The 23,068-nt window shown below is 56.9% G+C and carries 19 protein-coding genes and 1 riboswitch; of the genes, 14 read left to right on the forward strand and 5 right to left on the reverse strand.

The window, feature by feature from the left end; translation table 11 throughout:
* The first annotated feature begins 10 nt into the window (after positions 1-10).
* The 6 genes from flgH (at position 11) to mgtE (ending at position 7,927) form a co-directional block, all read left to right on the forward strand.
* Complete coding sequence (gene flgH, locus ACE1BR_RS21110; RefSeq protein WP_374873743.1) at positions 11-682, forward strand: flagellar basal body L-ring protein FlgH; 672 nt, start codon at positions 11-13, stop codon at positions 680-682.
* Positions 683-690: 8 nt separating this feature from the next.
* Positions 691-1,788 (forward strand): flagellar basal body P-ring protein FlgI, encoded by a 1,098-nt coding sequence (locus ACE1BR_RS21115; RefSeq protein WP_374873745.1) that lies wholly within the window; start codon positions 691-693, stop codon positions 1,786-1,788.
* Between the two features lie 43 nt (positions 1,789-1,831).
* Positions 1,832-2,893 (forward strand): flagellar assembly peptidoglycan hydrolase FlgJ, encoded by a 1,062-nt coding sequence (gene flgJ, locus ACE1BR_RS21120; protein WP_374873747.1) that lies wholly within the window; start codon positions 1,832-1,834, stop codon positions 2,891-2,893.
* 3 nt (positions 2,894-2,896) lie between these two features.
* Positions 2,897-4,900, forward strand: a complete 2,004-nt coding sequence (locus tag ACE1BR_RS21125) for a flagellar basal body rod C-terminal domain-containing protein (RefSeq protein ID WP_374873749.1) — start codon at positions 2,897-2,899, stop codon at positions 4,898-4,900.
* A gap of 4 nt (positions 4,901-4,904) precedes the next feature.
* On the forward strand, positions 4,905-6,113 hold the full coding sequence (gene flgL, locus ACE1BR_RS21130; protein WP_374873751.1) for a flagellar hook-associated protein FlgL: 1,209 nt from the start codon (positions 4,905-4,907) through the stop codon (positions 6,111-6,113).
* Between the two features lie 178 nt (positions 6,114-6,291).
* Positions 6,292-6,461, forward strand: a riboswitch (M-box (ykoK) riboswitch).
* 122 nt (positions 6,462-6,583) lie between these two features.
* Positions 6,584-7,927 carry a magnesium transporter gene (gene mgtE, locus ACE1BR_RS21135; protein WP_374873753.1) on the forward strand — a complete coding sequence of 448 codons (1,344 nt, stop codon included), beginning with the start codon at positions 6,584-6,586 and terminating at the stop codon, positions 7,925-7,927.
* A gap of 75 nt (positions 7,928-8,002) precedes the next feature.
* On the opposite strand, the gene ppx is transcribed toward mgtE, so the two are convergent.
* From ppx to ACE1BR_RS21150, 3 genes are all read right to left on the reverse strand, one after another.
* Positions 8,003-9,493 carry an exopolyphosphatase gene (gene ppx, locus ACE1BR_RS21140; protein ID WP_374873755.1) on the reverse strand — a complete coding sequence of 497 codons (1,491 nt, stop codon included), beginning with the start codon at positions 9,491-9,493 and terminating at the stop codon, positions 8,003-8,005.
* A complete protein-coding gene (gene ppk1 / locus ACE1BR_RS21145; protein ID WP_374873757.1) occupies positions 9,483-11,552 on the reverse strand; it encodes a polyphosphate kinase 1 in 2,070 nt (689 codons plus the stop codon). Before ppk1 ends, ppx begins: the two co-directional genes overlap by 11 nt.
* Before the next feature lie 71 nt (positions 11,553-11,623).
* Positions 11,624-12,139 carry a glycine cleavage system protein R gene (locus tag ACE1BR_RS21150; protein WP_374873759.1) on the reverse strand — a complete coding sequence of 172 codons (516 nt, stop codon included), beginning with the start codon at positions 12,137-12,139 and terminating at the stop codon, positions 11,624-11,626.
* 196 nt (positions 12,140-12,335) lie between these two features.
* On the opposite strand from ACE1BR_RS21150, the gene ACE1BR_RS21155 reads away from it, so the two are divergent.
* From ACE1BR_RS21155 to ACE1BR_RS21175, 5 genes are all read left to right on the forward strand, one after another.
* Positions 12,336-13,226 carry a DUF2726 domain-containing protein gene (locus ACE1BR_RS21155; RefSeq protein WP_374873761.1) on the forward strand — a complete coding sequence of 297 codons (891 nt, stop codon included), beginning with the start codon at positions 12,336-12,338 and terminating at the stop codon, positions 13,224-13,226.
* 256 nt (positions 13,227-13,482) lie between these two features.
* A complete protein-coding gene (locus tag ACE1BR_RS21160; protein WP_374873763.1) occupies positions 13,483-14,904 on the forward strand; it encodes a sigma-54 dependent transcriptional regulator in 1,422 nt (473 codons plus the stop codon).
* 106 nt (positions 14,905-15,010) lie between these two features.
* Positions 15,011-16,045, forward strand: a complete 1,035-nt coding sequence (locus tag ACE1BR_RS21165) for a PAS domain-containing sensor histidine kinase (protein WP_374873765.1) — start codon at positions 15,011-15,013, stop codon at positions 16,043-16,045.
* A 91-nt stretch (positions 16,046-16,136) separates the two neighbouring features.
* Positions 16,137-17,480, forward strand: a complete 1,344-nt coding sequence (locus ACE1BR_RS21170) for a sigma-54-dependent transcriptional regulator (protein WP_374873767.1) — start codon at positions 16,137-16,139, stop codon at positions 17,478-17,480.
* A 139-nt stretch (positions 17,481-17,619) separates the two neighbouring features.
* Positions 17,620-18,381 (forward strand): Nif3-like dinuclear metal center hexameric protein, encoded by a 762-nt coding sequence (locus ACE1BR_RS21175; RefSeq protein ID WP_374873769.1) that lies wholly within the window; start codon positions 17,620-17,622, stop codon positions 18,379-18,381.
* 118 nt (positions 18,382-18,499) lie between these two features.
* Here the strand turns inward: ACE1BR_RS21175 and purN are convergent, their stop codons facing one another.
* Positions 18,500-19,138 (reverse strand): phosphoribosylglycinamide formyltransferase, encoded by a 639-nt coding sequence (gene purN, locus ACE1BR_RS21180; RefSeq protein ID WP_374873957.1) that lies wholly within the window; start codon positions 19,136-19,138, stop codon positions 18,500-18,502.
* Positions 19,139-19,170: 32 nt separating this feature from the next.
* A complete protein-coding gene (purM, locus tag ACE1BR_RS21185) occupies positions 19,171-20,208 on the reverse strand; it encodes a phosphoribosylformylglycinamidine cyclo-ligase (protein WP_374873771.1) in 1,038 nt (345 codons plus the stop codon).
* 175 nt (positions 20,209-20,383) lie between these two features.
* Here purM and upp point away from each other — a divergent pair, with 175 nt between their 5' ends.
* The 3 genes from upp to hda all read left to right on the forward strand — a co-directional run bounded on the left by upp (position 20,384) and on the right by hda (position 22,984).
* Positions 20,384-21,010 (forward strand): uracil phosphoribosyltransferase, encoded by a 627-nt coding sequence (upp, locus tag ACE1BR_RS21190; protein WP_033138692.1) that lies wholly within the window; start codon positions 20,384-20,386, stop codon positions 21,008-21,010.
* Between the two features lie 150 nt (positions 21,011-21,160).
* A complete protein-coding gene (locus ACE1BR_RS21195; protein WP_374873773.1) occupies positions 21,161-22,180 on the forward strand; it encodes a DUF2066 domain-containing protein in 1,020 nt (339 codons plus the stop codon).
* 102 nt (positions 22,181-22,282) lie between these two features.
* A complete protein-coding gene (gene hda, locus ACE1BR_RS21200) occupies positions 22,283-22,984 on the forward strand; it encodes a DnaA inactivator Hda (RefSeq protein ID WP_236316712.1) in 702 nt (233 codons plus the stop codon).
* Positions 22,985-23,068: the final 84 nt, after the last annotated feature.

Genomic DNA, 23,068 nt, shown 5'->3' on the forward strand with positions numbered 1-23,068 from the left:
GAGTGTCATGATGAAAGCCGTATTGATGCTGGGATTGCTGGTGCTGGGAGGGTGTAGTAGCACCCCCAATACGCCCAAGCCCGATGATCCCGAGTTTTCCCCCGTATACGGGGAGTCGGAGCCGGTCTCGGTGAGACCGACAGGGGCGATATTTCAGCCGGAACAGGTCAATGGCATCTATTCGGATATCAAGGCGCACAAGGTGGGAGACATCATCACCATCGAGTTGTCTGAATCCACCTCGGCGTCCAAAAAAGCCAATACCCAGAGTGGCAAGGATAACAAGTTCAATTTAAGTCCTGTTAGTTTGGGCGGGGTGCCAGTGACAGCTGGTCCTTATGATATGTCGGCCTCTATTGCTCAAAATGGTGCTTTCAAAGGACAGGCCAAAGCGGATCAGAGTAACAGCCTGCAGGGGAATATCTCGGTCAGCATAGCCAAGGTACTGCCCAACGGTAACCTGCTGGTGCGTGGTGAAAAGTGGATCATGCTTAACAATGGTAACGAATATATCCGGGTTACGGGCATGATCCGGCCAGAGGATGTCACATCTGACAACAGCGTTTCATCCCAGAAAGTAGCCAATGCTCGCATCTATTACGGCGGCACCGGTGATTTGGCCAATACCCAGGAACAGGGATGGCTGACCAGCTTTTTCAATGGTCCCTGGTGGCCGCTCTAGGAGATGTTATGAAGTCACTCCGTCTTGTTACGCTGCTCTGCTGTCTGTTGCCCTTGGGCGTCGCGAATGCGTCACGCATCAAGGACCTCAGCTCGGTTGAAGGGGTACGCAACAACCAGCTGATTGGTTACGGTCTGGTGGTGGGGTTGCCCGGTACTGGTGAGAAGAACAACGCCTTCACCGAGCAGACATTCCGCACCATGCTGAACAACTTTGGCATCAAGGTGCCGGACAACATCAAGCCCAAGATCAAGGATGTTGCGCCGGTGGCGATCCATGCCGACTTGCCCCCCTTTTCCAAACCGGGACAGACGATTGACGTGACTGTTTCGGCTATCGGTGAGGCCAAGAGTTTGCGTGGTGGTACCTTGCTGCAGAGCTTCCTCAAAGGGCTGGATGGGCGGGTTTATGCCGTTGCCCAGGGGAGTCTGGTCGTAGGTGGTCTGGGGGCCGAGGGTGCCGATGGCTCCAAGGTGGTCATCAACACCCCTACTGTGGGACGTATTGCCAATGGTGCAACGGTTGAGCGGGAAGTGCCCAATGCCTTTAGCCAGGGTGACACCATCACTTTCAACCTCAACCGTCCAGATTTCACTACGGCTCGTCGTCTGGCTGACGCCGTTAATGACCTGGTCGGCCCCAACACTGCACAGGCGCTGGATGCCACGTCGATCAAGGTTTACGCCCCGCGGGACCCGGGTCAGCGCGTCTCTTATCTGGCGACAATCGAGAATCTGGAGGTGGATCCAGCCAACGAGGCCGCCAAGATCATCGTCAACTCTCGGACTGGTACCATTGTTATCGGCAGTCAGGTCAAGTTGAAACCAGCGGCAATTAGCCATGGTGGGTTGACCGTCACCATTGCTGAAAATCAGCAAGTCTCCCAGCCTAATCCCCTCTCTGGCGGGCAGACCACAACAACCAATAGCTCGACGATCAACGTTCAGCAGGAGCAGGGGCGGATGTTCAAGTTTGATACCGGAGCAACACTCGATGAGCTGGTTCGCGCAGTGAATCAGGTGGGGGTCGCCCCCGGTGATTTGATGGCCATTCTGGAGGCGTTGCAGCAGGCGGGCGCTATCGAAGGGCAACTGGTCATATTGTAACAAGCGGCAAGTGATTGCCACGGGTGGCAATGAGGTAAGCAAAATGGCGGAGTTTGACACTAACAGCGGTTTGAATCTGGGGATGGTACAGGATGTCAAAAACCTGGATCGTCTACGCCAGATGAGCCAAAGCAAAGAGGGGCAGGCTGCGGCACTTCAGAGTGCATCGCGCCAGTTCGAGTCAATCTTTACCCAGATGCTGTTTCAAAGCATGCGTCAGGCCAATCAGGTGTTGACCCAGGACAGTCCGTTCAATAGCAGCTACACCCAGTTTTACGAAGGGATGCTGGATGAGCAGCGGGTCTCGGATATGTCCAGCAAAGGTGGCATGGGATTGGCGCAAATGGTGGTTAAGCAACTCTCCCCCGAGACATTCACCCACAAGGATGGCCGGGTGCTCAAGATGCCACAGCGGACGGAGCGGGCATATAAACCTTATGAGCCACCCACTGCGGCAACCAATGATTTGATTGCTGCTTCAAAAGTTGGCAAAGATTTTGCTGAGAAAGAGATGGCAGTGGAGAAACATGGTCTTACCATGCCAACACGGCCGCATCGCACTGTGCCGCCGATGGGGTCCTCCATTCAGAGTGGGCATGATGCGAAAGAAGGGCGTACCGAGTTTGATAGCCCGGAAGAGTTTGTGGAGCGTTTGATGCCGCTTGCTAAGAAAGCGGCCGACAAGCTGGGGCTGAGCCCGGCGGTTCTGGTGGCTCAGGCAGCCCTGGAGAGTGGCTGGGGCAAGCGGGTGATCAAGGATGGTGAAGGGCAGCTGACCCATAACCTGTTTGGTATCAAGGCCGATCCTCGTTGGGAAGGCTCCAAGGCGGTGGTCAGTACTCTGGAGTATGAAAAGGGAGTCGCTTCCCGTCAGAAAGCAGCCTTCCGCTCTTATGATTCGTTTGAAGATAGCTTCAACGACTATGTGGATTTTCTCACGTCAGGATCCCGTTACAAGGGGGCATTGGCCAAGGCGGATAGTCCGGATCACTACTTTGAGGCACTGCAGCAGGCTGGATATGCCACCGATCCACATTACGCCAGGAAACTGAAACAGGTATTGCGCAGTGATGCCATTGCCCAATACAACGATATGGAGCTGTAACATATGGCAACCGACCTGCTTGGAATAGGTGCATCAGGCGTGCTGGCACAGCAGCGTCTGTTGCAAAGTACCAGTAACAATATCGTGAACGTCAATAGCCAGGGCTATGTGCGTGAACGTACGCTGGTCTATACCAACTCCATTGGCTTCGGTACAGGAGATGTTCTGACCGAGCGGGTGATCAACGGCTATATGCAAGACGAGATGCGTCGTGATACCTCTGCTTTTTATGCCTCCATGACCCACTATGACCAACTCTCCAGCGTGGATCGCTTGCTGGGTGATACTGGCAATAGTGTGGGCGCCGCCATTACGTCCTATTTCAAGTCATTTCATTCGGCGAATGAGTCACCTGCCGATATCGGTGGTCGCAAGGTCAGCATGACGGAACTGAGTGGCATGGTGAACCGGTTTCATACCCTCTCAGCCCAGTTTGACAAGCAGAGCGATACCATCAACACCCGCATTGAAGATGAAACCAAGCAGGTAAACAGCCTGCTTACCAGCATCAATGATCTGAACCAGGCCATCATTCGCACCCAAGGTTCACCCGAAGAGAACCTGATGCTGTTTGATCAGCGTGATGAGGCGGTTCGCAAGCTTGCCGAGAAGATGGATATTCGTACCGTCGCTCAACCCAACGGCAGTCTGCTGGTGAACCTGGGCACAGGTCACTCTCTGGTTTTGGATGGTGGCGTTGCTCAGTTCAAACTGGTGGCAGGAGATCCCGATTCGCGCAATCAGGAGTTGCAATTGACGCTAGGTGACAATCAGGCACAGATTGATCACGATACATTTGGTGGCGTCATGGGGGGGCTGTTTCAGGCGCGCACTGATTTGGAGCCAACCAAGCGGGAGCTGGGGCAGTTGTCGATTGCGATGGCAGATGCCATGAACCAGCAAAACCGGCTGGGGATGGATCTTGATAACGAACTGGGTAGCGATATCTTCTCTTTGCCAACCAGCCAGGGTTTAGCTTATGGCAGCAATGGTGGTACGGCAGGGGCCACAGTCAGTTTTGTTCCGGGCAAGGGAACCGAGGTGACTCCCTTTGATTATGAGATCCGTTTTAGCAGTGCCACAGGGTATGAAGTGTTTGCCTTGGATAAGGATGGTAAAGCGACCTCGGTTGCGACGGGGACAACACCGCCCGCCAGTTTCCAGATCCCGGGCCATGGTATTTCAGTCGACCTCACCGGCGCTCCTGTGGCGGGTGACAAATTGTTGTTGCAACCCACCAAGAGTGCAGCCGCCGGGATTGGGCAATTGATAACCAGATCGGAGGATTTGGCCTTGGCCTCTCCGCTTAAGGCACAGAAAAACACAGATAATAGTGGTAGCGCTGATATCAAACTGGGCGGGGTATTCAATACCGGGACGGGGTCTGCTTTTGGCACCAATACACTCAATCCAACGGCGCCTCAGGTTGTCAAAATAGATGCCAATGGTAATTATCAGGTCTATCAGGGTGATGGCACTACCTTGATCGGCACAGCGCCTGCGAGCAGCAAGGGGCAAAACTTGATGTCTGCTATTGTCAATCCCTTCCCCGCTGGTGCGGCTGTTTATGCCAATCCCAAGCAGACCCCCGGCTACGAGTTCAGTATTACCGGTACGGCCAAGGCGGGTGATAATTTTACGCTCAGCTATAACACCAATGGCTTTGCTGATAACAGCAATGGTCTGGCATTGGCGGAACTGCAGAACAAAGATTTGGTGCGCAAGAGTACCAATGGCGGGACTACCAATGACAAGATGACGTTTAACGAAGCTTATTCCGGGCTGGTGATGGAGGTGGGCAACAATACCAGCCAGGCACAAACCTTACTCAAAGCCAATCAGTCCAAGTTGCTCCAGAGCACCGGTATGTATGAGAGTGTCTCCGGGGTCAATCTGGAAGAGGAGGCGGCCAATTTAATCCGCTTCCAGCAATCTTATGCCGCCTCTGCTCAGGTGGTCAGTACGGCCAAAACCATTTTCGATACACTGCTCTCTTCCGTGAGGTAACGTCATGCGCATCACCACCAACATGATCTACGACCGGAATATTTATTCCCTGAACAACGCGAATGAGCGTCTGGACAAAGCGTATCAACAACTGCAAACCGGCAATAAATTTCAGACAGCCGGTGAAGATCCTGCGGGCATGAGTCAGAAGATGGCGCTGACCAAGGAGATCGATCTGTTCAAGCAGTATGGTGTCAATGGCAGCTTGCTGGAAAACAGTCTGGGGCATGAAGAGACGGTATTGGACTCTCTCAATACGGCGATGCTGAGTGCCCAGACCCTGATCCAGAAATCCAATAATGGCTCCATCAGTCAGGATGATCGCAAGGCGATTGCCAGCGAGCTGGAAGGGCTGCAGCAGCAGATGTTCGACTTGATGAATAGCAAAAATTCCTCAGGTGAATTTATATTTGGCGGCAATCAGAGCAAGACCCAGCCTTATATAAAAGACGCCAACGGAAAATATATTTATCAGGGAGACCCCGGTCAGCGAAATATTCAAGTGTCACCTACAGTACAAATTGCTGCCAATGATTCAGGGCAGGACTTGTTTGAAATCGTGGCGACCAGAAGAACCGCCAGTGCAACCACTGCAAATATCAAGGTCGGGATCGGTGATCAGGGTAACTTTGATAATTTCTATAAGTCCAATTATAACTCGGCACTGCTCAGCAACACCTATACCGTATCAACGACAATAGGCCCACCAGATACCTACGATATCAAGGATAGCGGTGGTAATTCGCTGCAAACGGGTAACTATACTCCTGGCACCAAGATCCCCTTCAATGGTCTCGAATTGACACTGGATCAACCTGCTGGCGGTACAGCTCAGCAGTTTGACCTCAATCCACCTAAGAACGACAACATATTGAATGGTATGTCGGATTTTATTACGGCTCTGCGCGATCCCGCTATTTCTGCCGAAACCTTCGAGCAAAAAATAGCCGATGCCACCGTTCATATGAAAAATGCCCGCTTGAATATTGATAGTGGATTAGGTGAATTGGGTGGCCGGATGAATAGCCTGGATCAGGTGATGAGTTCCAATGAGGGATTGAGTACCCTTAACACTGAGGCGAGGGCAAAAGTGTCAGAGACGGATCTCTATGAGGTGATTTCAACCTTGTCAAAAGAGGATGCAGCACTGAGTGCCTCACAGCTCTCTTTCAGTAAAATCAGCCGCTTGACGCTGTTTGACTACATTCGTTAATGAAAGGTCCCTTTGGGACCTTTTTGATATATCGCACTATGCCTGCTGTTTTTTACTGCTTACTGACAATTGTAACAAGCTGTTGCCAACCTCCTTTTTCTGAAGTGTAGAGGGTTGACCTCCCATCCTGATTAGATAATCATGCCGCCCGCACAACAGAGGGTTGTGCATATTATTTGCAGCATCTCGTTAGGCGAGGCTCCTGTATAAACACAGGCCACTGATCTCACGACGTCCAGAGACGCCCAAGATCAGGACAGTTTTCATCGGATTAAGGTGTAAACCCAAGTGGCTTCCGGCATGCCGGATACGTTATATAGTGCTAAAGCTGGTACGTGGGGATGATGACACGCCGAACGGCGTCATTTCCTGCCTATTACTCGTCAATCAAATTGCTGTTTTCTTGTCGTTGCACCCGGTATTACCGGAGGCATTCAGGCTTGCCCTGAAATCACATGAGGATATCTGTGATGAAGAAAACACATACCATTCTTAACCGTCACCAACTGCTCGATCTGGATGCCCTGCAGGGCTGGCTGGAACATAATCTGGATCCGGTTCAACGCGCTGATCAACTGTTGACCCTGCGTCCGGAAGAGCTCAACTGTATCTTTGACACCCTGCCGGTACCGCAAGGGGCTGAACTGCTTGCCTCACTCTCGGCCGAGAGTGCGGGACGCCTGTTGCAGCGCATGCATGGCAGCATTGTCAGCGTATTGCAGGAAGTCATTCCCCGCCGCGAGATGGTCGCTATCTTGCGCAAGCTCGGTCGTCAGGACCGCACCATGCTGTTGGCGCGTTTTCCGACCCAGGCCCAGGCCATGTACTACTCCCTGCTCGACTGGCCTACCGAGTCGGTCGGGGCCAACATGCGCCATGAATATCTGGCCGTGAGCGAACAGGATACCGTGGGCAAGGCCAAACAGCTGATCCACGATGCCTGGGATAATGCCCAGCTGTTCCGCCACATCTACGTAGTCAATGCAGATGGGCGCCTGCAGGGGAGCATCTCGCTCAAGACGCTACTGATCGCGGATCCGCTGGCTTGCGTAGCGACGCTGATGGACCGTGAGGCGGTGCGGATCAACGCCCGTGCGGATCAGGAGCTGGCGGCGCGCCTGCTGATCGACCGCGACCTCTCGGTCCTGCCGGTCGAAGATCAGGGGCGATTGGTCGGTATTTTCCACGTCGACGACGCGGCCGATATTCTGGAGCTCGAATCCACCGAGGATGCCGAGATGCAGGGTGGTTCATCGCCGCTGGATACCCCCTATCTGCAGGCGACACCCTGGCAGCTGTGGCGCAAGCGGGTGGGCTGGCTGCTCATTCTGTTCGTGGCCGAAGCCTATACCGGCACTGTGTTGCGGGCATTCGAGGAGCAGCTGGAAGCGGCCATTGCGCTGGCATTCTTCATACCGCTCTTGATCGGCACTGGTGGTAACAGTGGTACCCAGATCACCACCACAATAGTGCGCGCCATGGCGGTCGGGGAGGTGAGTCTGCGTAATCTCGGTACTGTGCTGAAAAAGGAGCTCTCCACCGGTCTGCTCATCTCGGCAGCCATTGCGCTGGCGGCCTGGGTGCGGGCCTGGAGCCTGGGGGTGGGGCCCCAGATTGGCATGGTAGTTACTCTGACCATCATCGCCATCGTGCTTTGGAGTGCCACCGTGGCGTCGGTGATCCCTATGGTGCTGCGCCGTTTCCGTATCGACCCGGCGGTCGTATCGGCTCCTTTTATTGCGACGCTGGTGGATGGTACCGGCCTTATCATCTACTTCGAGATCGCCAAGCTGCTGCTACCCGAGCTGCAGTAAGCCAGAATCAGAAAATGCAAAAGGCAGCCAGGTGGCTGCCTTTTTAGCATTTATCTTTCCGGTTATCTTTCCGGTTTAGCCGAGCTGGAACAACAGTGGCCAGCCCTGCTCCTGGCAATAACGATGCTCCTTCTCCAGATTCTGCATCAAGAGCCGGTTCTCCTCGCACCAGTCGATCGGTAGGGTCACGACCAGCTGATCGTCTTGCACCGCGACTTTCCACTCAGGCAGCAGGTTGTCCTGGCGCTTGTGGTGCGCGGCCACCGCAAGGCGCAAGATCCGGATGCAACGCAGCACGGTTTGCATGTCGTGGTTGGGCAGGGGCGGCAGCTCGGAGAGTTTTAGCCCCTTGCGCTGAAAGCGTACCAGCGCGGCCAGCAATGCTTGGTCATCTTGGTTGAAGCCGGGCAGGTCGGTGTGCTGCAGGATATAGGCGGAATGGCGGTGGATGCCGCTGTAGTTGATGGCAAGGCCAATTTCGTGCAGCCGCGCCGCCCAGCCGAGGATGGCGCGATAGGGCTCTATCGCCATCTGCCAGGGCTCTTGCAGGGCATCAAACAGGGTCAGCACGCTCTGCTCTACCCGGGCGGCTTGCTTTTTGTCCATCCGGTAGTGGGTGCCAAGGGCTTGCGCAGTGCGCTCGCGGATATCGTGGTGCTGCAAACGCTCCTCAAACTCGTAGAGCAACCCTTCACGCAGGGCGCCATCAGAGTAGTCGAGCCGCTCGATGGGCAGCGAGGTAAACAGGCCGAGCAGGATGGCGACCGCGGCGGCAAACACCTCCTGACGCTCTTCGGTGAGCCCGACCAGCTTGAGGTTATCGACCCGCTTGCGCTCGATCATCAGGGCCTTGAGTCGCTCCAGCCCCTCCAGCGTAATGCTACCGTCAGTCAGCCCCTCACCCTGCAGCACGTCGCGCACGGTGCGGATCGAGCCTGAACTGCCAAGACAGCTCTGCCAACCCAGCTTGCGGTACTGGTTTACGATGGGGGCGAGCTGGTGCTGCGCCTCCAGCACCGCATTGCTGAAGTTTTTCTCGCTCAGCTTGCCGCTGGCAAAAAAACTCTGGGTAAAGCTGACGCAGCCCATCTTGCGGCTGGTGAGAGCCTTGTGATCGAACCCCTCGCCGATGATGAGCTCGGTGCTGCCACCGCCGATGTCAACTACCAGTACCTGACCTTCAATATGCTGGGTATGGGCGACTCCCTGATAGATGAGGCGCGCTTCTTCCTGCCCGCTGATGATCTCGATGGGGTGGTTGAGCACCTTGGCCGCTTCGCTGACGAATTCGCGAGCGTTGCTGGCGCGGCGCAATGTGTAGGTACCGGCAATACGAATTTGATCCGGTTTGATGTTGGTGAGCCTTTCGGCAAAGAGCGACAGACAGGCGAGGCCGCGTTCCATCGCCTCCGGGCTCATTCGTTTCTGCTCATCCATCCCTTCGGCCAGCCGCACCCGCTCCTTGATGCGATCGACGATGCGAAAACGCCCTTCGCTCAGATGGGCGATCACCATATGAAAACTGTTGGAGCCGAGATCGACTGCTGCGTAGAGGCTATTGTCCATTGTTTGACTCGATACGTTTGAGATAGTCGTAAATCGCGAACTGAGAACGGATCTTGCGTCGGTTGCCCCGCTTCACATACTCGTTCTTCTGGTCGGCATCGATCACCCGCGCCTTGCAGGTATCACTCAGTTGTAGCTCGAGAATATCCATGATGCGCTGCTTGAGGCGTTCATCATAGATAGGGGTGCCCACCTCGATCCGGCCGTCGATATTGCGGCTCATCCAGTCGGCGCTGGAGATGTAGAGCTGGGAGTTACCCTTGTTGTGGAACACCATCACCCGCGGGTGCTCAAGGAAACGGTCAATGATGCTGATCACCTTGATGTTGTCACTCAAACCCGGCACGCCCGGTCGCAGGGCGCACATGCCACGGATGATCATCTGGATCGGCACGCCCGCCTGACCGGCGGCATAGAGCCGGTTGATAAGATCCCGGTCCACCAGATTGTTGATCTTGAGGATGATGCCACTTGGCTGACCTGCCTTGGCGTTGGCGAGCTCATTGTCGATCAGGCGATAGAGCTGACGGCGGCTGTTGATGGGAGAGACCAGCAGGTGGTTGAATTTGTAGCGTCGGTACGGATATTCGATGTATTCGAACACCCCCTCCACTTCGGCGGTGATGTCCGGATTGCGGGTCAACAGTGAGAAGTCGGTGTAGATCTTGGCGGTCTTCTCGTTGAAGTTACCGGTGCCGATATGGGCGTAGCGCACCGCCTCGCCATTTTCGTGGCGGGTGATGAGGCAGAGCTTGGAGTGGATCTTGAGGCTCGGCACCCCAAATACCACCTTGACCCCGGCATCGGTCAGGATGTTGGCCCAGTCGATGTTGGCCGCCTCGTCAAAACGGGCGCGCAGCTCGACTACCACGGTCACCTTCTTGCCGTTGTTGGCGGCATCGATAAGGGAGTGGATGATCCGTGACTTCTTGGCGACCCGGTAGATGTTGATGCGAATGGCGCTGACCGCCGGATCGAACGCCGCCTGACGCACCAGCTCGGTGAAGTGGTGGAACTTGTGGTAGGGGTAGTAGAGCAGAATGTCCTGCTTGGTGATGGCGTCGAAGGCGTTAACGAAGCCGTCGAAATCGCGGCAATCGAGGGCCGGCAGCTTGGGGTTTTCCAGATAGTCACGGCCCACGTTGGGGAAGCCGATGAAATCCTTGAAGTTGTGATAGCGTCCACCCGGCATGATGGCGTCATAGGAGCTGATCTGCAGCTTGAGCTTGAGGAAGCTTATCATGGCGGCGGGCATCTCCCGCTCGTAGACGAAGCGCACCGGCATGGCGGTGAGACGCTGCTTCAAACCGTCACTCATCTTGTCGACCAGGCTCAAGTCCAGCTGGTCGGAGAGATCATATTCGGCATCCCGGGTCAGCTTCACTGCATAGGCGGCAATCTCGTCGTAGTCGAAGAAGCCTTTGAAGATCTCGTCGAGACAGAAGCGGATGACGTTATCCAGAATGATGATCTGCTTCTTGCGGCGGGTCCCTTCCGGCGGTAGCTGGAAGAAGCGGGGCAGGTCGTCGGTCGGCACTTCCACCAGCGCGTACTGGATCACCTGGCCGTTCTTCTTCATCTCGATGGCCAGATAGGTGTACTCGTCCTTGAGGAATTTGACCGGATTGACCTCCTTGTTGAGCAGGATCGGGATGATGTGGCGCAGCACCTTCTCCTTGAAGAAGTGGCGCAGCCACGTCTGGATCGCCTCGGAGAGCTGGTTTTCGTTGACCAAGAAGATGTTGTGGCGGGCCAGCGCAATCAACAGCTCCTTGTAGGTGTTGTCGAACGCTTCACCGAGCGCCATCACCTTCTGCTGGATGGCGCGCAGCAGCACTTTCGCTTCATCGTCGCCACCATGTACTTCGTTGATCAGAATGCGGCGCTTGACGTCCGATACCCGCACCTTGAAGAACTCATCCTGATTGGAGGAGAAGATACCCAAAAAACGGACCCGCTCGATGAGGGGCACCGTTTTGTCCATTGCCTCTTGCAACACCCGTTCATTGAATGAGAGCCAGCTCAGCTCTTTCTCTTCATACTGCTTGTCGGTGCTCATGTTGTGCCTCTGTATCAGGTCGCGTCTGCGCGGCAGTTATGGCGTTACTATATGACAAATCAATGACAACATTATGACTCGCTGAACGCCTCATCGATGTCGACCACCAGATCGTCGGAGAGGGACTCCAGCGCGGTGATCAGGTCGTCCAGGTCGAGTCCGTCGGGCAGGGCAACCAGCGCGTGGGCATAGAAGAGCGGGGCACCTGAGTGGGGGGCCGGTTCACAGCCGGTAGTGAGATCGGCCACGTTGATCTCGAGCTGGCGCAGGATGCTCGCCACTTCATGGACGATACCGGGGCGGTCGTTGCCGGTGACAGTCATCATCACCTGATGGGCCGGTTCGGCGGTGGGGGTCCCTTCGGCAAAACTGATGGTCAGCCCTGGCAGCAGGGCGAGCGCTTCACACAGGCTGCGATAGTGTGCGTCGGGCACGGAGACATGGAGGATTCCGGCAAACTGGCCAGCCAGTTCGCTCATGGCACTGGCCAGCCAGTTGCCTTGCTCGCGGCTGATGACGGCCGCCAGGCTCTCGACGATCCCGGGTTTGTCTGCACCGATCACGGTGACCACCAATTGCTTTTGCATCCTGCTCTCCTTGAAATAGGGGGTCTTTCTGGTTTCCATTGTGCCTGCAGTGGCTGGTCATATGAACCCCCGCTTGTTGTCAAATAGATAAAAAGCAGGGACTTTTACGCTTTCCATGTGCTTGTCTGCTGCCTCGCCTGGCAACGGCTGTGGTAAAGTGACTCCCCTTTCGTGTTGTGAACTGGATCGTGCTCTCATGAATACCCTTGTCGTAGCGGGATTGTTGTTGCTGGCGCTGCTGGTGCTGGCGATTTTCTGGCACAGAGGGCGGCAGCAAAAGCGCCTGCCCTATGATGTGCAGGAGACCCTGTTCAGTCCCGCCGAGCGCTCGTTCCTCGGGGTGCTGGATCTGGCGGTGGGTGACCAGGCCCGGGTCTTTGCCAAGGTGCGGGTGGCCGACGTGCTGACCCCGCAATCGGGTATGGGCAAAAGCAAATGGCAGCAGCACTTCAACAAGATCAGCGGCAAGCATTTTGACTATCTGCTCTGCCACCCGACCGATCTCTCGTTCATCTGTGCCATCGAACTTGATGACAGCTCCCATCGTCACCAGAAGCGCAAGGCTCGCGATCTTTTTCTGAAAACCGCCTGCGACAGCGCCGGTTTGCCATTGTTGCAGATCACGGCAAGTGCCAGCTATCTGGTGGACGAGTTGCGCGAGCAGATCTTGCCGTTGCTGGTAAAGGTGAGCGAGCCGCTGGCAGACGATGTGTTGCCCGGTGAGCGTCGCGAGCCTACCTTCAATCCCCTGTTGCTTGACGGGGTAGATGTCGGTGTCGGAATGCGTGGCCGCACGGTTCATGCAGAGCAGCCTGTTGCGTCGGCGAGTCGCGTTTCGTCCCCCGAACCCGCCATCAAGAGCGAGGACGAGGCGTTACAGAGGGAGGGCGATCTGGCTTATGGTCTGTTCGCCGATGTGGAAGATGATGAAGACGAGGAGCAGGACCTTCACCACTGTCCCCGTTGTGATGCCCCGTTAGTGGAACGGGAGGCGAAAAAAGGCCCTCATGCCGGTCGACTCTTTCTGGCTTGCAGCCGTTTCCCCGAGTGTCGCTACGCGGCACCTCACCATCATAATCACCACTGAACCCGCCTCACTGTGTTGCATGCTGCCCTCTGACGAGGGCAGTTTTGTTTCTGCTACTGACTGCGTCATATACAGAAAAATCCTCGGCAAAATTGATCTAATCTTCCGTTTCTGTCGATACACTTAGCCTGAATGCGACAATTTTTGACAATGCGTCGGAATTTTGGCACCTTGTGTGCCGAGAAAAAAACAGTCAATAACTGTTTTATGACTAAATAAAACAATACGTTAGTTCAGGTTATCGCGAGGGATTGATATGGTGGAGATGGGCGTGTTGATTGTTGATGCCGATGCGCAGCGGCGCCAGCAATTGGGAACCGTGCTCTCATTTATGGGGATCCCCTGGCAAGAGGTTGCTGAAGGAGAGCTGGATGTTGCGATTGAGTCATCCGGACCGTTGCAAGGGGTACTGGTAGGTGAACTGACCGACCGCCCCTTGTCAGAGCTGCTGGCCGCCTTCCCCCGCACGCCTTTTCTCTCTCTGATTGAGGCCGATCTGCCCAACAGCAACTTCATCGGGGTAGCGCTCTCTCCCTTTACCTATGAGTCCCTCACTCGCCACCTGCACTTCTGTCAGGCCTTTGTCTCCTTGCATCCCCGTCAACAGACCCATGACAAGGGGCAGGCCCTGCTGCGCCTGCTGGTGGGTAAAGGGAAAGGGATCCAGGAGGTGCGTCGCCTTATCAGCCAGGTGGCCGAGACCGATGCCAACGTGTTGATCCTCGGTGAGTCCGGCACTGGTAAAGAGGTGGTGGCACGTGCCATTCATGAACTTTCGGCCCGTAGCCAGGGCCCGTTTGTGCCGATCAACTGTGGCGCCATTCCGGCCGAGTTGCTGGAAAGTGAGCTGTTTGGTCATGAGAAGGGCTCCTTTACCGGCGCCATTGCCGCTCGTCGCGGTCGCTTCGAACTGGCACAGGGGGGAACCCTGTTCCTCGACGAGATCGGTGATATGCCGATGCCGATGCAGGTCAAGCTGCTGCGGGTATTGCAGGAGCGATTGTTCGATCGGGTTGGCGGTAGCAAACCCATTCAGGCCGATGTGCGCATCATTGCGGCCACTCACCGGGATTTGGAAGCGATGATCCGGACTCAGGGTTTCCGTGAGGATCTCTACTATCGCCTCAACGTCTTCCCCATCGAGACGCCCCCGTTGCGGGATCGCATCGACGACATCCCCCTGCTGCTGCAAGAGTTGCTCAATCGCCACGCCGAGCAACATCAAGGTTTTATCCGGCTGACCCAGCGGGCGATGGAGTCATTGATGCAGTATCCCTGGCCCGGCAACGTACGCGAGCTCTCCAACCTGCTGGAACGGCTGCTGATCCTCTATCCCCACCAGATTGTCGATGTGGCCGATCTGCCGAGCCGTTACCGCCTGTTGCCGAGCGAACCGCGGGATGAACGGTTGACCGAGATGGATGAGCGGGATGCGCTGGCTGCCGTATTTCAGGACCCTCCCGAGCTGGATCACGCCCTTGCATCGGCACGCACCATGCAGTTGCCAGAAGAGGGGGTCAATCTCAAGGAGATGCTGGCCGACCTCGAAGTGGAGCTGATCCGCCAGGCGCTGGAGTCGCAGGACGGTGTGGTGGCCCGCGCTGCCGACCTGCTTGGTATGCGTCGTACCACCCTGGTTGAAAAGATGAAAAAATATGGAATGAGCAAGGACATCTGAGGGTCAAAGCCTTGACGCAGATACTCAATGCTTTGTTTTAATTAATATATTTTAGTGGCATGGAAATTGAATAACCTGACTCAATAGCCAGTTTGAGGTCAGGTTTATGACAATCCAACAGCAGGACATGCCACTCCAGTCTCACGAAGTGAGCCAGCTCTACGCCATCTTCAGAGCACTTCCCACCGGGGTGTTGTTGCTCGATGGGGCAGGGGTGATCACCCGCGCGAATCCGGCGGCGATCTCTTTGCTGGGGGAGCCACTGGAAGGTGAACTCTGGCGCCACATCATTGCTCGCTGCTTTGAGCCACGGGAGGATGATGGCCACGAGATCTCCCTGCGCGATGGCCGCCGGGTGCAGCTTTCGACCCAACCACTGCCGGATCAGGGCGGTCAGCTGGTGTTTATCAACGACCTGACCGAAACCCGCAAACTGCAAGACCGCATCAACCACATGAAACGGTTGTCGGCGCTCGGCAACATGGCCGCTTCGTTGGCTCACCAGATCCGCACCCCGCTCTCCGCCGCCATGCTCTATGCCGCCAATCTGGCCAACCGTACCCTCAAACCGGAATCCCGCAGCCAGTTTCAGCAAAAGCTGATGGCCCGTTTGCAGGATCTGGAGAAGCAGATCAATGACATCCTGCTGTTTGCCCGCAATGGTGATAATCAGGTGGTTACCCCCATCTCGGTGCAGGGTTTGCTGGCTGAGGTGCAGGCCGGAGCCGAGGCCTTCTGTCAGCAGCAGGGTTGCGAGCTGCACATGGAGGCGCCGGAACCCGATCTCTGCCTGCTGGCCAATAGCAGTGCGCTGGCGGGGGCCATCAACAATCTGATTGCCAATGCCCAGCAGGCGGGGGCCACCTCCTTGCTGGTGAGCGCGGTACGCAGCGGTACCCGGGTAGAGATGCGCGTCATTGATAATGGCAAGGGGATCCCCTCCCATCAGCTCGGTCAGGTATTTGAACCCTTCTTTACCACGCGTGCCCAGGGGACTGGTCTGGGCCTTGCGGTAGTGCAATCTGTTGTGCGTGCTCATCAGGGGGAGGTCGGAGTGGCCTCGGTTCCCGGTGAAGGCACCTGCTTTACTCTGTCGTTCCCCCTGCACCAGCAACCGGTGCAGCTTGGAGGTGTAGCATGACCCGGATCGGATCCTGGTTGCCAGCCTTGGTCCGCTGGCCGCAGGCGGTAAATAGCAATGAGATCAAGTTGTTGGCTGTGGGAGGTGTAGCATGACTCAGGCCCGGATCCTGGTCGTTGAAGATGACAATGGCCTGCGCGAAGCACTGGTGGATACCCTGTTGCTGGGCGGCTATGAATGCCGTGAAGCGGACAGCGGCGAACGGGCCTTGCTGGCTCTCTCCCGTCAGCCGTTTGACATGGTCATCTCCGATATTCAGATGGGGGGGATGGATGGGTTGACGCTGCTGGCGACGATCCGCCAGCAATATCCACAGATCCCCGTGTTGCTGATGACCGCCTACGCCAATATCGACGGCGCAGTGCGTGCCATGCGCGAAGGTGCCATCGACTATCTGGCCAAGCCCTTTTCTCCGGAAGTGCTGCTCAATCAGGTGAGTCGTTATGTACCAGCCCAGAAGGTGGAAAAACGGGCCGTGGTGTATGGCGATCCCAAGAGCGCCGAGCTGTTCCAGCTGGCGACTCGGGTTGCCAGAAGCGAGGCCACTGTGATGGTGACCGGCCCGAGCGGCACGGGTAAAGAGGTGCTGGCCCGCTACATCCACGACAACTCCAACCGTGCCGAGCAGCCCTTTATTGCCATCAACTGCGCCGCCATTCCGGAAAACATGCTGGAGGCGACCCTGTTTGGCTACGAAAAAGGTGCTTTTACCGGTGCGGTGCAGGGGTGCCCCGGCAAGTTTGAGCAGGCGCAGGGGGGGACCCTGCTGCTCGACGAGATCACCGAGATGGATCTGGGGCTGCAGGCCAAGCTGCTTAGGGTGCTGCAGGAGAAAGAGGTGGAGCGGCTCGGCAGTCGCAAGATGATCCCGCTCGATGTAAGGGTCATCGCCACCAGCAACCGGGATCTCAAGAAAGCGGTGCAGGATGGCTTGTTTCGTGAAGATCTCTACTACCGGCTCAACGTCTTTCCGCTGCGCTGGTCGGCCCTGTGTGAGCGGCCCGGTGACATCTTGCCGCTGACTGAACATCTGTTGGCTCTCCATGCCAGCCAGCAAGGGCTGCCGACCCCGCAGCTGGAGCCGCAGGCACGCGAGCGGTTACTATCTCACCCCTGGCCCGGCAATGTACGGGAGTTGGACAACGTGGTACAGCGTGCGCTGATCCTCAGTCCTGATGGGGTAATTGATTGCAGCCACCTCATTCTGGAGGAGGTGGACGAGCAGGAGATGGAGTTTGCCGTCGCAGAGCGCGTGTATGGTGGCGATCGTCTTGGCAGCGAGCTCAAGCAGCAGGAGCATCAGATCATTCTCGATACCCTGCAAGAGTGCAACGGCAGTCGCAAGGATGTGGCTGATCGGCTCGGCATCAGCCCACGTACCCTGCGCTACAAACTGGCCCAGATGCGGGATGCAGGCATCGATCTACCCGCCTGAGTCAGGGGACGCACGACTGTGTGGGAGCCGTCATGGTCTTGATGACGGCTCTCGATTATGATGGGGCCCTTGGCGTTTTGCGCCGGGGCCCTGTTTTTATTGGTAAAACAGGAAACCGTGCCGTTATAAAGGGACCCTTATGATCTCTCATCGAAAATTGGAAACTGTACTCAACCACCTGCTTGAACCCCACGCCATCAAGGATTACTGCCCCAATGGTCTGCAAATCGAGGGGCGCGAGCGCATTCGCAAGGTCGTGACCGGTGTCACCGCCAGCCAGGCCCTTATCGACGCCGCCGTGGCTGCCAATGCCGATGCCATTCTGGTTCATCATGGCTACTTCTGGAGCGGTGAGCCGGCCCAGATCACCGGCATGAAACAGCGTCGCATCAAGACCCTGTTGACCCACGATATCAACCTGTTTTCCTACCACCTGCCGCTCGATGTGCATCCTGAGGTGGGCAATAACGCCCAGCTCGCCAAGCTGCTCGATATCAAGGTGCGCCGTGGTCTGGAGCCGTGGAACAGCAAAAGCGTAGCCATGGTGGGCAAGCTGGAAGAGCCGATGAGCGGAGCCGACTTTGCCAAACTGATTGCCGAACGTCTCGGTCGTGAGCCGCTCCATTGCGGCGACAGTGGCCCCGAGCTTATCCGTTCGGTAGCCTGGTGTACTGGTGGCGGTCAGAGCTACATCAATCTGGCGGCGGAGCAGGGCATCGATGCCTTTATCTCCGGCGAGGCTTCCGAGCAGACCATCCACACCGCTCGCGAGATGGGGATGCACTTTTATGCTGCAGGCCATCACGCCACCGAGCGATACGGCGTCAAGGCGCTGGGAGAGTGGCTGGCGACCGTGCACGGGTTGGATGTGACCTTTGTCGATATCGACAATCCGGTGTAGGGGCGATTGGCCGCATTGCGGTGTAATCGGACATGACCGCAGCAATTACGCTGGTCGGTAGAAATGACAAGGGAGGCGGTCGCCTCCCTTGTGACATCTGGTGTCTGCTAGTTAGCGGTTACTCGCAGGCATAACCTGCGGGGCCAAGCAGGGCACCATCCAGTTGCACTGCGTCATCCACCATCTGCAGCCTGCCTTCGCAGAACCAGCGTACCACCAGTGGATAGATGCTGTGCTCCTGCGCCTGCACCCGCGCTGCCACCTCATCGGCGTCGTCCCCTGCAAAGATGGGCACGCAGGCTTGCAGGATCACCGGGCCACCGTCCAGCTCTTCGGTGACGAAGTGGACGCTGGCGCCATGCTCACTGTCACCGGCATCGATAGCGCGCTGGTGGGTGTGCAAGCCCTGATACTTGGGCAGCAGGGAGGGGTGGATATTGATCATCCGCCCGGCGAAATGACGTACCAGATCGCCACTCAATATCCGCATAAACCCGGCCAGTACCACCAGATCCGGCTGATAGTCTGCCATCAGTGCCAGCAGGGCTGAGTCATACTCCTCCCGGCTGGCAAACTGCTGCTGGGCCAGAATGGAGGTCGCGACTCCGGCTTCTTTAGCGCGAACCAGGCCATAGGCATCGGCTTTGTTGCTGATGACGCCGACCACTTCACCGGCAATCTTGCCGTTGGCGCAGTGGTCGAGGATCGCCTGCAGGTTGCTGCCGCTGCCGGAGATTAGCACCAGGATGCGTTTCATCGGGAAGGCCATTTGGTTGTTGATCCGGTCATTCATTGAATGATGACCTGCTCCTCGCCATCGGCCGCCTTGGCGATATGGCCGATATGCCATGCGTTTTCGCCTTCCGCTTTGAGCAGGGTCAGCGCCTTCTCCAGCTGGTTGGCGGGCAGGGCGATGATCATGCCGACACCGCAGTTGAAGGTGCGATACATCTCATGGCGGGTGACGTTGCCTGCCTGCTGCAGCCAGCTGAACACTGCTGGCCACTGCCAGCTCTGCTCGTCGATCACCGCCTGGGTGTTGGCGGGCAGTACGCGCGGGATGTTCTCCCAGAAGCCGCCACCGGTGATGTGGGAGAGGGCGTGGATCTCGCACTCCTTGATGAGCTTGAGCACGGGTTTCACGTAGATGCGGGTCGGCTCCAGCAGGGCGTTGGCCAGGGTGGTGTCACCCAGCGGCTGATGCACGTCGGCTTTGGAGACCTCCAGGATCTTGCGCACCAGTGAGAAGCCGTTGGAGTGAGGGCCGCTGGCGGCCAGGGCGATCAGGGCATCCCCTTCACCGACCTTGCTGCCGTCGATGATTTCGCTTTTTTCCACCACACCGACGCAGAAACCGGCGATGTCGTAGTCTTCCCCTTCATACATGCCCGGCATCTCGGCGGTTTCGCCGCCAACCAGGGCGCAACCGGACTGCTCGCAACCAGCTCCGATGCCGGTGACCACGGCCGCGGCGGTGTCGACGTCCAGCTTGCCGGTGGCATAGTAGTCGAGGAAGAACAGCGGCTCGGCACCCTGCACGATCAGGTCATTGACACACATGGCCACCAGATCGATACCCACGGTGTCGTGCTTCTTCAGGTCGATGGCGAGACGCAATTTGGTACCCACCCCGTCGGTACCGGAGACCAGCACCGGCTCCTTGTAGCCCGCAGGGATTTGACACAAGGCCCCAAAGCCGCCAAGACCACCAAGGACTTCAGGACGACGAGTGCGCTTTGACACGCCCTTGATACGTTCAACCAGTGCATTGCCGGCATCGATATCCACGCCAGCATCCTTGTAGCTCAGTGAGGTTTTGTCAGTCACGCGTATTCCCCGTCATAAGAGAAGTGGAGGGTAAAATTCGGGGCGTATTCTAACAGTGGCGGTCAAAAACCAGAAAGGAAATCGTTTGCGCGTTTTTGCGCAAAACTGCTCTACAAGCGGTGGCTTTTGTTGTATGATTCCGCGATTTTTTTGCGGCAGGTTAGAGGAGATAATAATGAAAGTCGTTGAAGTCAAACACCCCCTGGTCAAACACAAGATCGGTCTGATGCGTGAAGGCGATATCAGCACCAAGCGTTTCCGTGAACTGGCCAAAGAAGTGGGCAGTTTGTTGACCTATGAAGCGACCTCTGACTTCGAAACCGAAAAGGTTATCATCGATGGCTGGAATGGGCCAGTAGAAGTTGATCAAATCAAGGGCAAGAAGGTAACCGTCGTACCAATCCTGCGTGCCGGCCTTGGCATGATGGATGGCGTGCTGGAGCATATGCCGAGCGCCCGCGTCAGCGTGGTCGGTGTTTACCGCGATGAAGAGACCCTGCAGCCGGTTCCCTACTTCGAGAAGATCGTCAGCAACATCGAAGAGCGTCTGGCGCTGGTCATCGATCCGATGCTGGCCACTGGTGGTTCCATGATCGCGACCATCGATCTGCTCAAGAAGAAGGGCTGCCAGTCCATCAAGGTGCTGGTACTGGTTGCTGCGCCGGAAGGGATCAAGGCGCTGGAAGCCGCTCACCCTGACGTGGAACTCTACTGCGCTTCCGTCGACCAGGGGCTGAACGAGAAAGGCTACATCGTGCCGGGTCTGGGCGATGCGGGCGACAAGATTTTCGGCACCAAGTAAGTTGATGCCTTGACCCGCTTCCCATGTGGAAGGGGTGATCGGAGCCGGCGCATTGCCGGCTCTGCTGTTTGTGGCCGCTTGTGCCAGCCTTGCCGCAGGATGCGCCTTGCCGCTACCATAAGCACACTCTCCCATTTCGAGACTCTGTTCATGTTCAAACGTGTTGTGGCCGCCCTCTGCTGCGGCCTGTCATTCATGGCCTCGGCCGCTCAGGTGACCGACCTTTATCAGGGTAAGGCACCGACCAGCGGCGATATGGCTGCTGCCCAATCCCAGGCTCTGGGGCAGGTATTGATCAAAGTGACCGGTAAGCGGGATATTCTGACCCAGCCCGCCGTGGTCAAGGCGCTGGCTGCCCCGGGTGACTATGTAAAGAGTTATGGCTATCAGGATCTGGATTCGGTCAAGTATCTGAAAGCCGAGTTCAAGAGTGACAAGGTCAACAGCCTGGTTTCAGAGAGCCAGTTTGCCCTGCTCGGCCCGGCTCGTCCGCAGATGGCAGTCTGGCTGGTGGTGGATCAGGGGGAGCGCCACCTGCTGGCGGATCAATCGGTTGATGGCTGGGCGCAAGCCTTGCGTGAGCAGGCCCAGACACTGGGGCTGCCCATCAGCATTCCGCTGATGGATCTCGACGACAATATGGCGGTCAGTGCCACCGACGTCTGGGGTCGCTTTGCCGATCCGATTTTGCAGGCGAGCCAGCGCTATGGCGCCGAGATGGTGGTGCTGGGCAAGCTGACCCCGGAAGGTGACAAGTGGAGCATCGACTGGGGACTCTACGGTCCCAAGACCGCCGGTGAAGTGGCCGAGCTGACTCGCGGCAATAGCAGTGGCACTCAGGCTGAAGTGGCACAAGGGTTTGCCGATTCGCTGGCGGCCTGGCTGGTGAAAAACTACGGTGCCCGAATTTCTGGTCCGGCAACCAGTCAGACCCTGGTGGTGGATGGCCTCTCCGAAGTGGAGAGCATGATCGCCGTGCAGAAGATGCTGCAGGGGATGGCCAACGTCAGCAAGGTGGCGATCGGCAAGCTGGAGGGGGATCAGGTCACCTTCAACTTTACCCTGCAAGGGGAGCAGGCCGAGCTGGTGCGGGCGCTGCAGCTTGAGAGTCGTCTGCACAAGGTTGACGATAATGGCAGCGGTTTGCGTTACCAATGGTCGCAGCCCTGATTTTATAAGGCTTTTGTCTACCGCCCGGCTGGTCCGGGCGGTTCTCTATCTGCCATTGCGATGATACACTTAGCCACAAATGTCACAGTCAAAGCCCAACGAGTGAAGCAACCGGCCCAACTGTCTTTAGCCGTACAACTACCGGATGATGAAACCTTCGTCAGTTTTTATCCCGGCAACAATGCTCATCTGATCACCGCCCTCAAGAACGCGGCCATCGGTCAGGGATCGCCTTTCCTCTATTTCTGGGGAGCCAAGGGATCCGGACGCTCTCATCTGCTGCACGCCACCTGTGCCGAGGTCAACGCTCGCGATGCGGCGGCGGCCTATCTCTCCCTCGATCAGTTTGAACAGCTCGATCCCAGCATGCTCGACGCCCTCGAAAGCCTGCCGCTGGTCTGCCTCGACAGCCTGGAGGCGATCGCCGGCAATACCGTGTGGGAGCGGGCGCTGTTCGACTTCTACAATCGCTGGCAAGAAAAGGGCGAGGGGACGCTGGTGGTCACCGGCTGCAGCGCACCGCGCAAACTGGGGCTGCAATTGCCGGATCTCGCCTCACGCCTCGATTGGGGTGTCAGTTTCCACCTTGAAGAGCTGGATGATGAAGGCAAGCTCAGTGCCCTGCAGCTGCGTGCCGAGCTGCGGGGCTTCAAACTGCCCATCGATGTGGGCCGCTTCCTGCTCAACCGTCTCTCCCGCGATATGCGTACCCTGCTTACCACCCTCAATCAGCTCGACAACGCCTCATTTCGCGCCAAGCGCAAGCTGACCATTCCCTTTGTCAAAGAGATCCTCGAGCTCTGATCCTGTCGATGGTGTGCGGTTGTGTACCTGTCCGACCTTTGAATGGCAGATAAAAACAAACCCCGGCATTAAGCCGGGGTTTTG

The sequence above is a fragment of the Aeromonas sp. MdU4 genome (assembly GCF_041929505.1).
Lineage (GTDB): Bacteria > Pseudomonadota > Gammaproteobacteria > Enterobacterales > Aeromonadaceae > Aeromonas.

Coding starts and splice junctions, on each gene's coding strand:
- flgH (WP_374873743.1), top strand. CDS start 11: ATGAAAGCCGTATTGATGCTGGGATTGCTGGTGCTGGGAGGGTGTAGT.
- ACE1BR_RS21115 (WP_374873745.1), top strand. CDS start 691: ATGAAGTCACTCCGTCTTGTTACGCTGCTCTGCTGTCTGTTGCCCTTG.
- flgJ (WP_374873747.1), top strand. CDS start 1,832: ATGGCGGAGTTTGACACTAACAGCGGTTTGAATCTGGGGATGGTACAG.
- ACE1BR_RS21125 (WP_374873749.1), top strand. CDS start 2,897: ATGGCAACCGACCTGCTTGGAATAGGTGCATCAGGCGTGCTGGCACAG.
- flgL (WP_374873751.1), top strand. CDS start 4,905: ATGCGCATCACCACCAACATGATCTACGACCGGAATATTTATTCCCTG.
- mgtE (WP_374873753.1), top strand. CDS start 6,584: ATGAAGAAAACACATACCATTCTTAACCGTCACCAACTGCTCGATCTG.
- ppx (WP_374873755.1), bottom strand. CDS start 9,493: ATGGACAATAGCCTCTACGCAGCAGTCGATCTCGGCTCCAACAGTTTT.
- ppk1 (WP_374873757.1), bottom strand. CDS start 11,552: ATGAGCACCGACAAGCAGTATGAAGAGAAAGAGCTGAGCTGGCTCTCA.
- ACE1BR_RS21150 (WP_374873759.1), bottom strand. CDS start 12,139: ATGCAAAAGCAATTGGTGGTCACCGTGATCGGTGCAGACAAACCCGGG.
- ACE1BR_RS21155 (WP_374873761.1), top strand. CDS start 12,336: ATGAATACCCTTGTCGTAGCGGGATTGTTGTTGCTGGCGCTGCTGGTG.
- ACE1BR_RS21160 (WP_374873763.1), top strand. CDS start 13,483: ATGGTGGAGATGGGCGTGTTGATTGTTGATGCCGATGCGCAGCGGCGC.
- ACE1BR_RS21165 (WP_374873765.1), top strand. CDS start 15,011: ATGACAATCCAACAGCAGGACATGCCACTCCAGTCTCACGAAGTGAGC.
- ACE1BR_RS21170 (WP_374873767.1), top strand. CDS start 16,137: ATGACTCAGGCCCGGATCCTGGTCGTTGAAGATGACAATGGCCTGCGC.
- ACE1BR_RS21175 (WP_374873769.1), top strand. CDS start 17,620: ATGATCTCTCATCGAAAATTGGAAACTGTACTCAACCACCTGCTTGAA.
- purN (WP_374873957.1), bottom strand. CDS start 19,138: ATGAAACGCATCCTGGTGCTAATCTCCGGCAGCGGCAGCAACCTGCAG.
- upp (WP_033138692.1), top strand. CDS start 20,384: ATGAAAGTCGTTGAAGTCAAACACCCCCTGGTCAAACACAAGATCGGT.
- ACE1BR_RS21195 (WP_374873773.1), top strand. CDS start 21,161: ATGTTCAAACGTGTTGTGGCCGCCCTCTGCTGCGGCCTGTCATTCATG.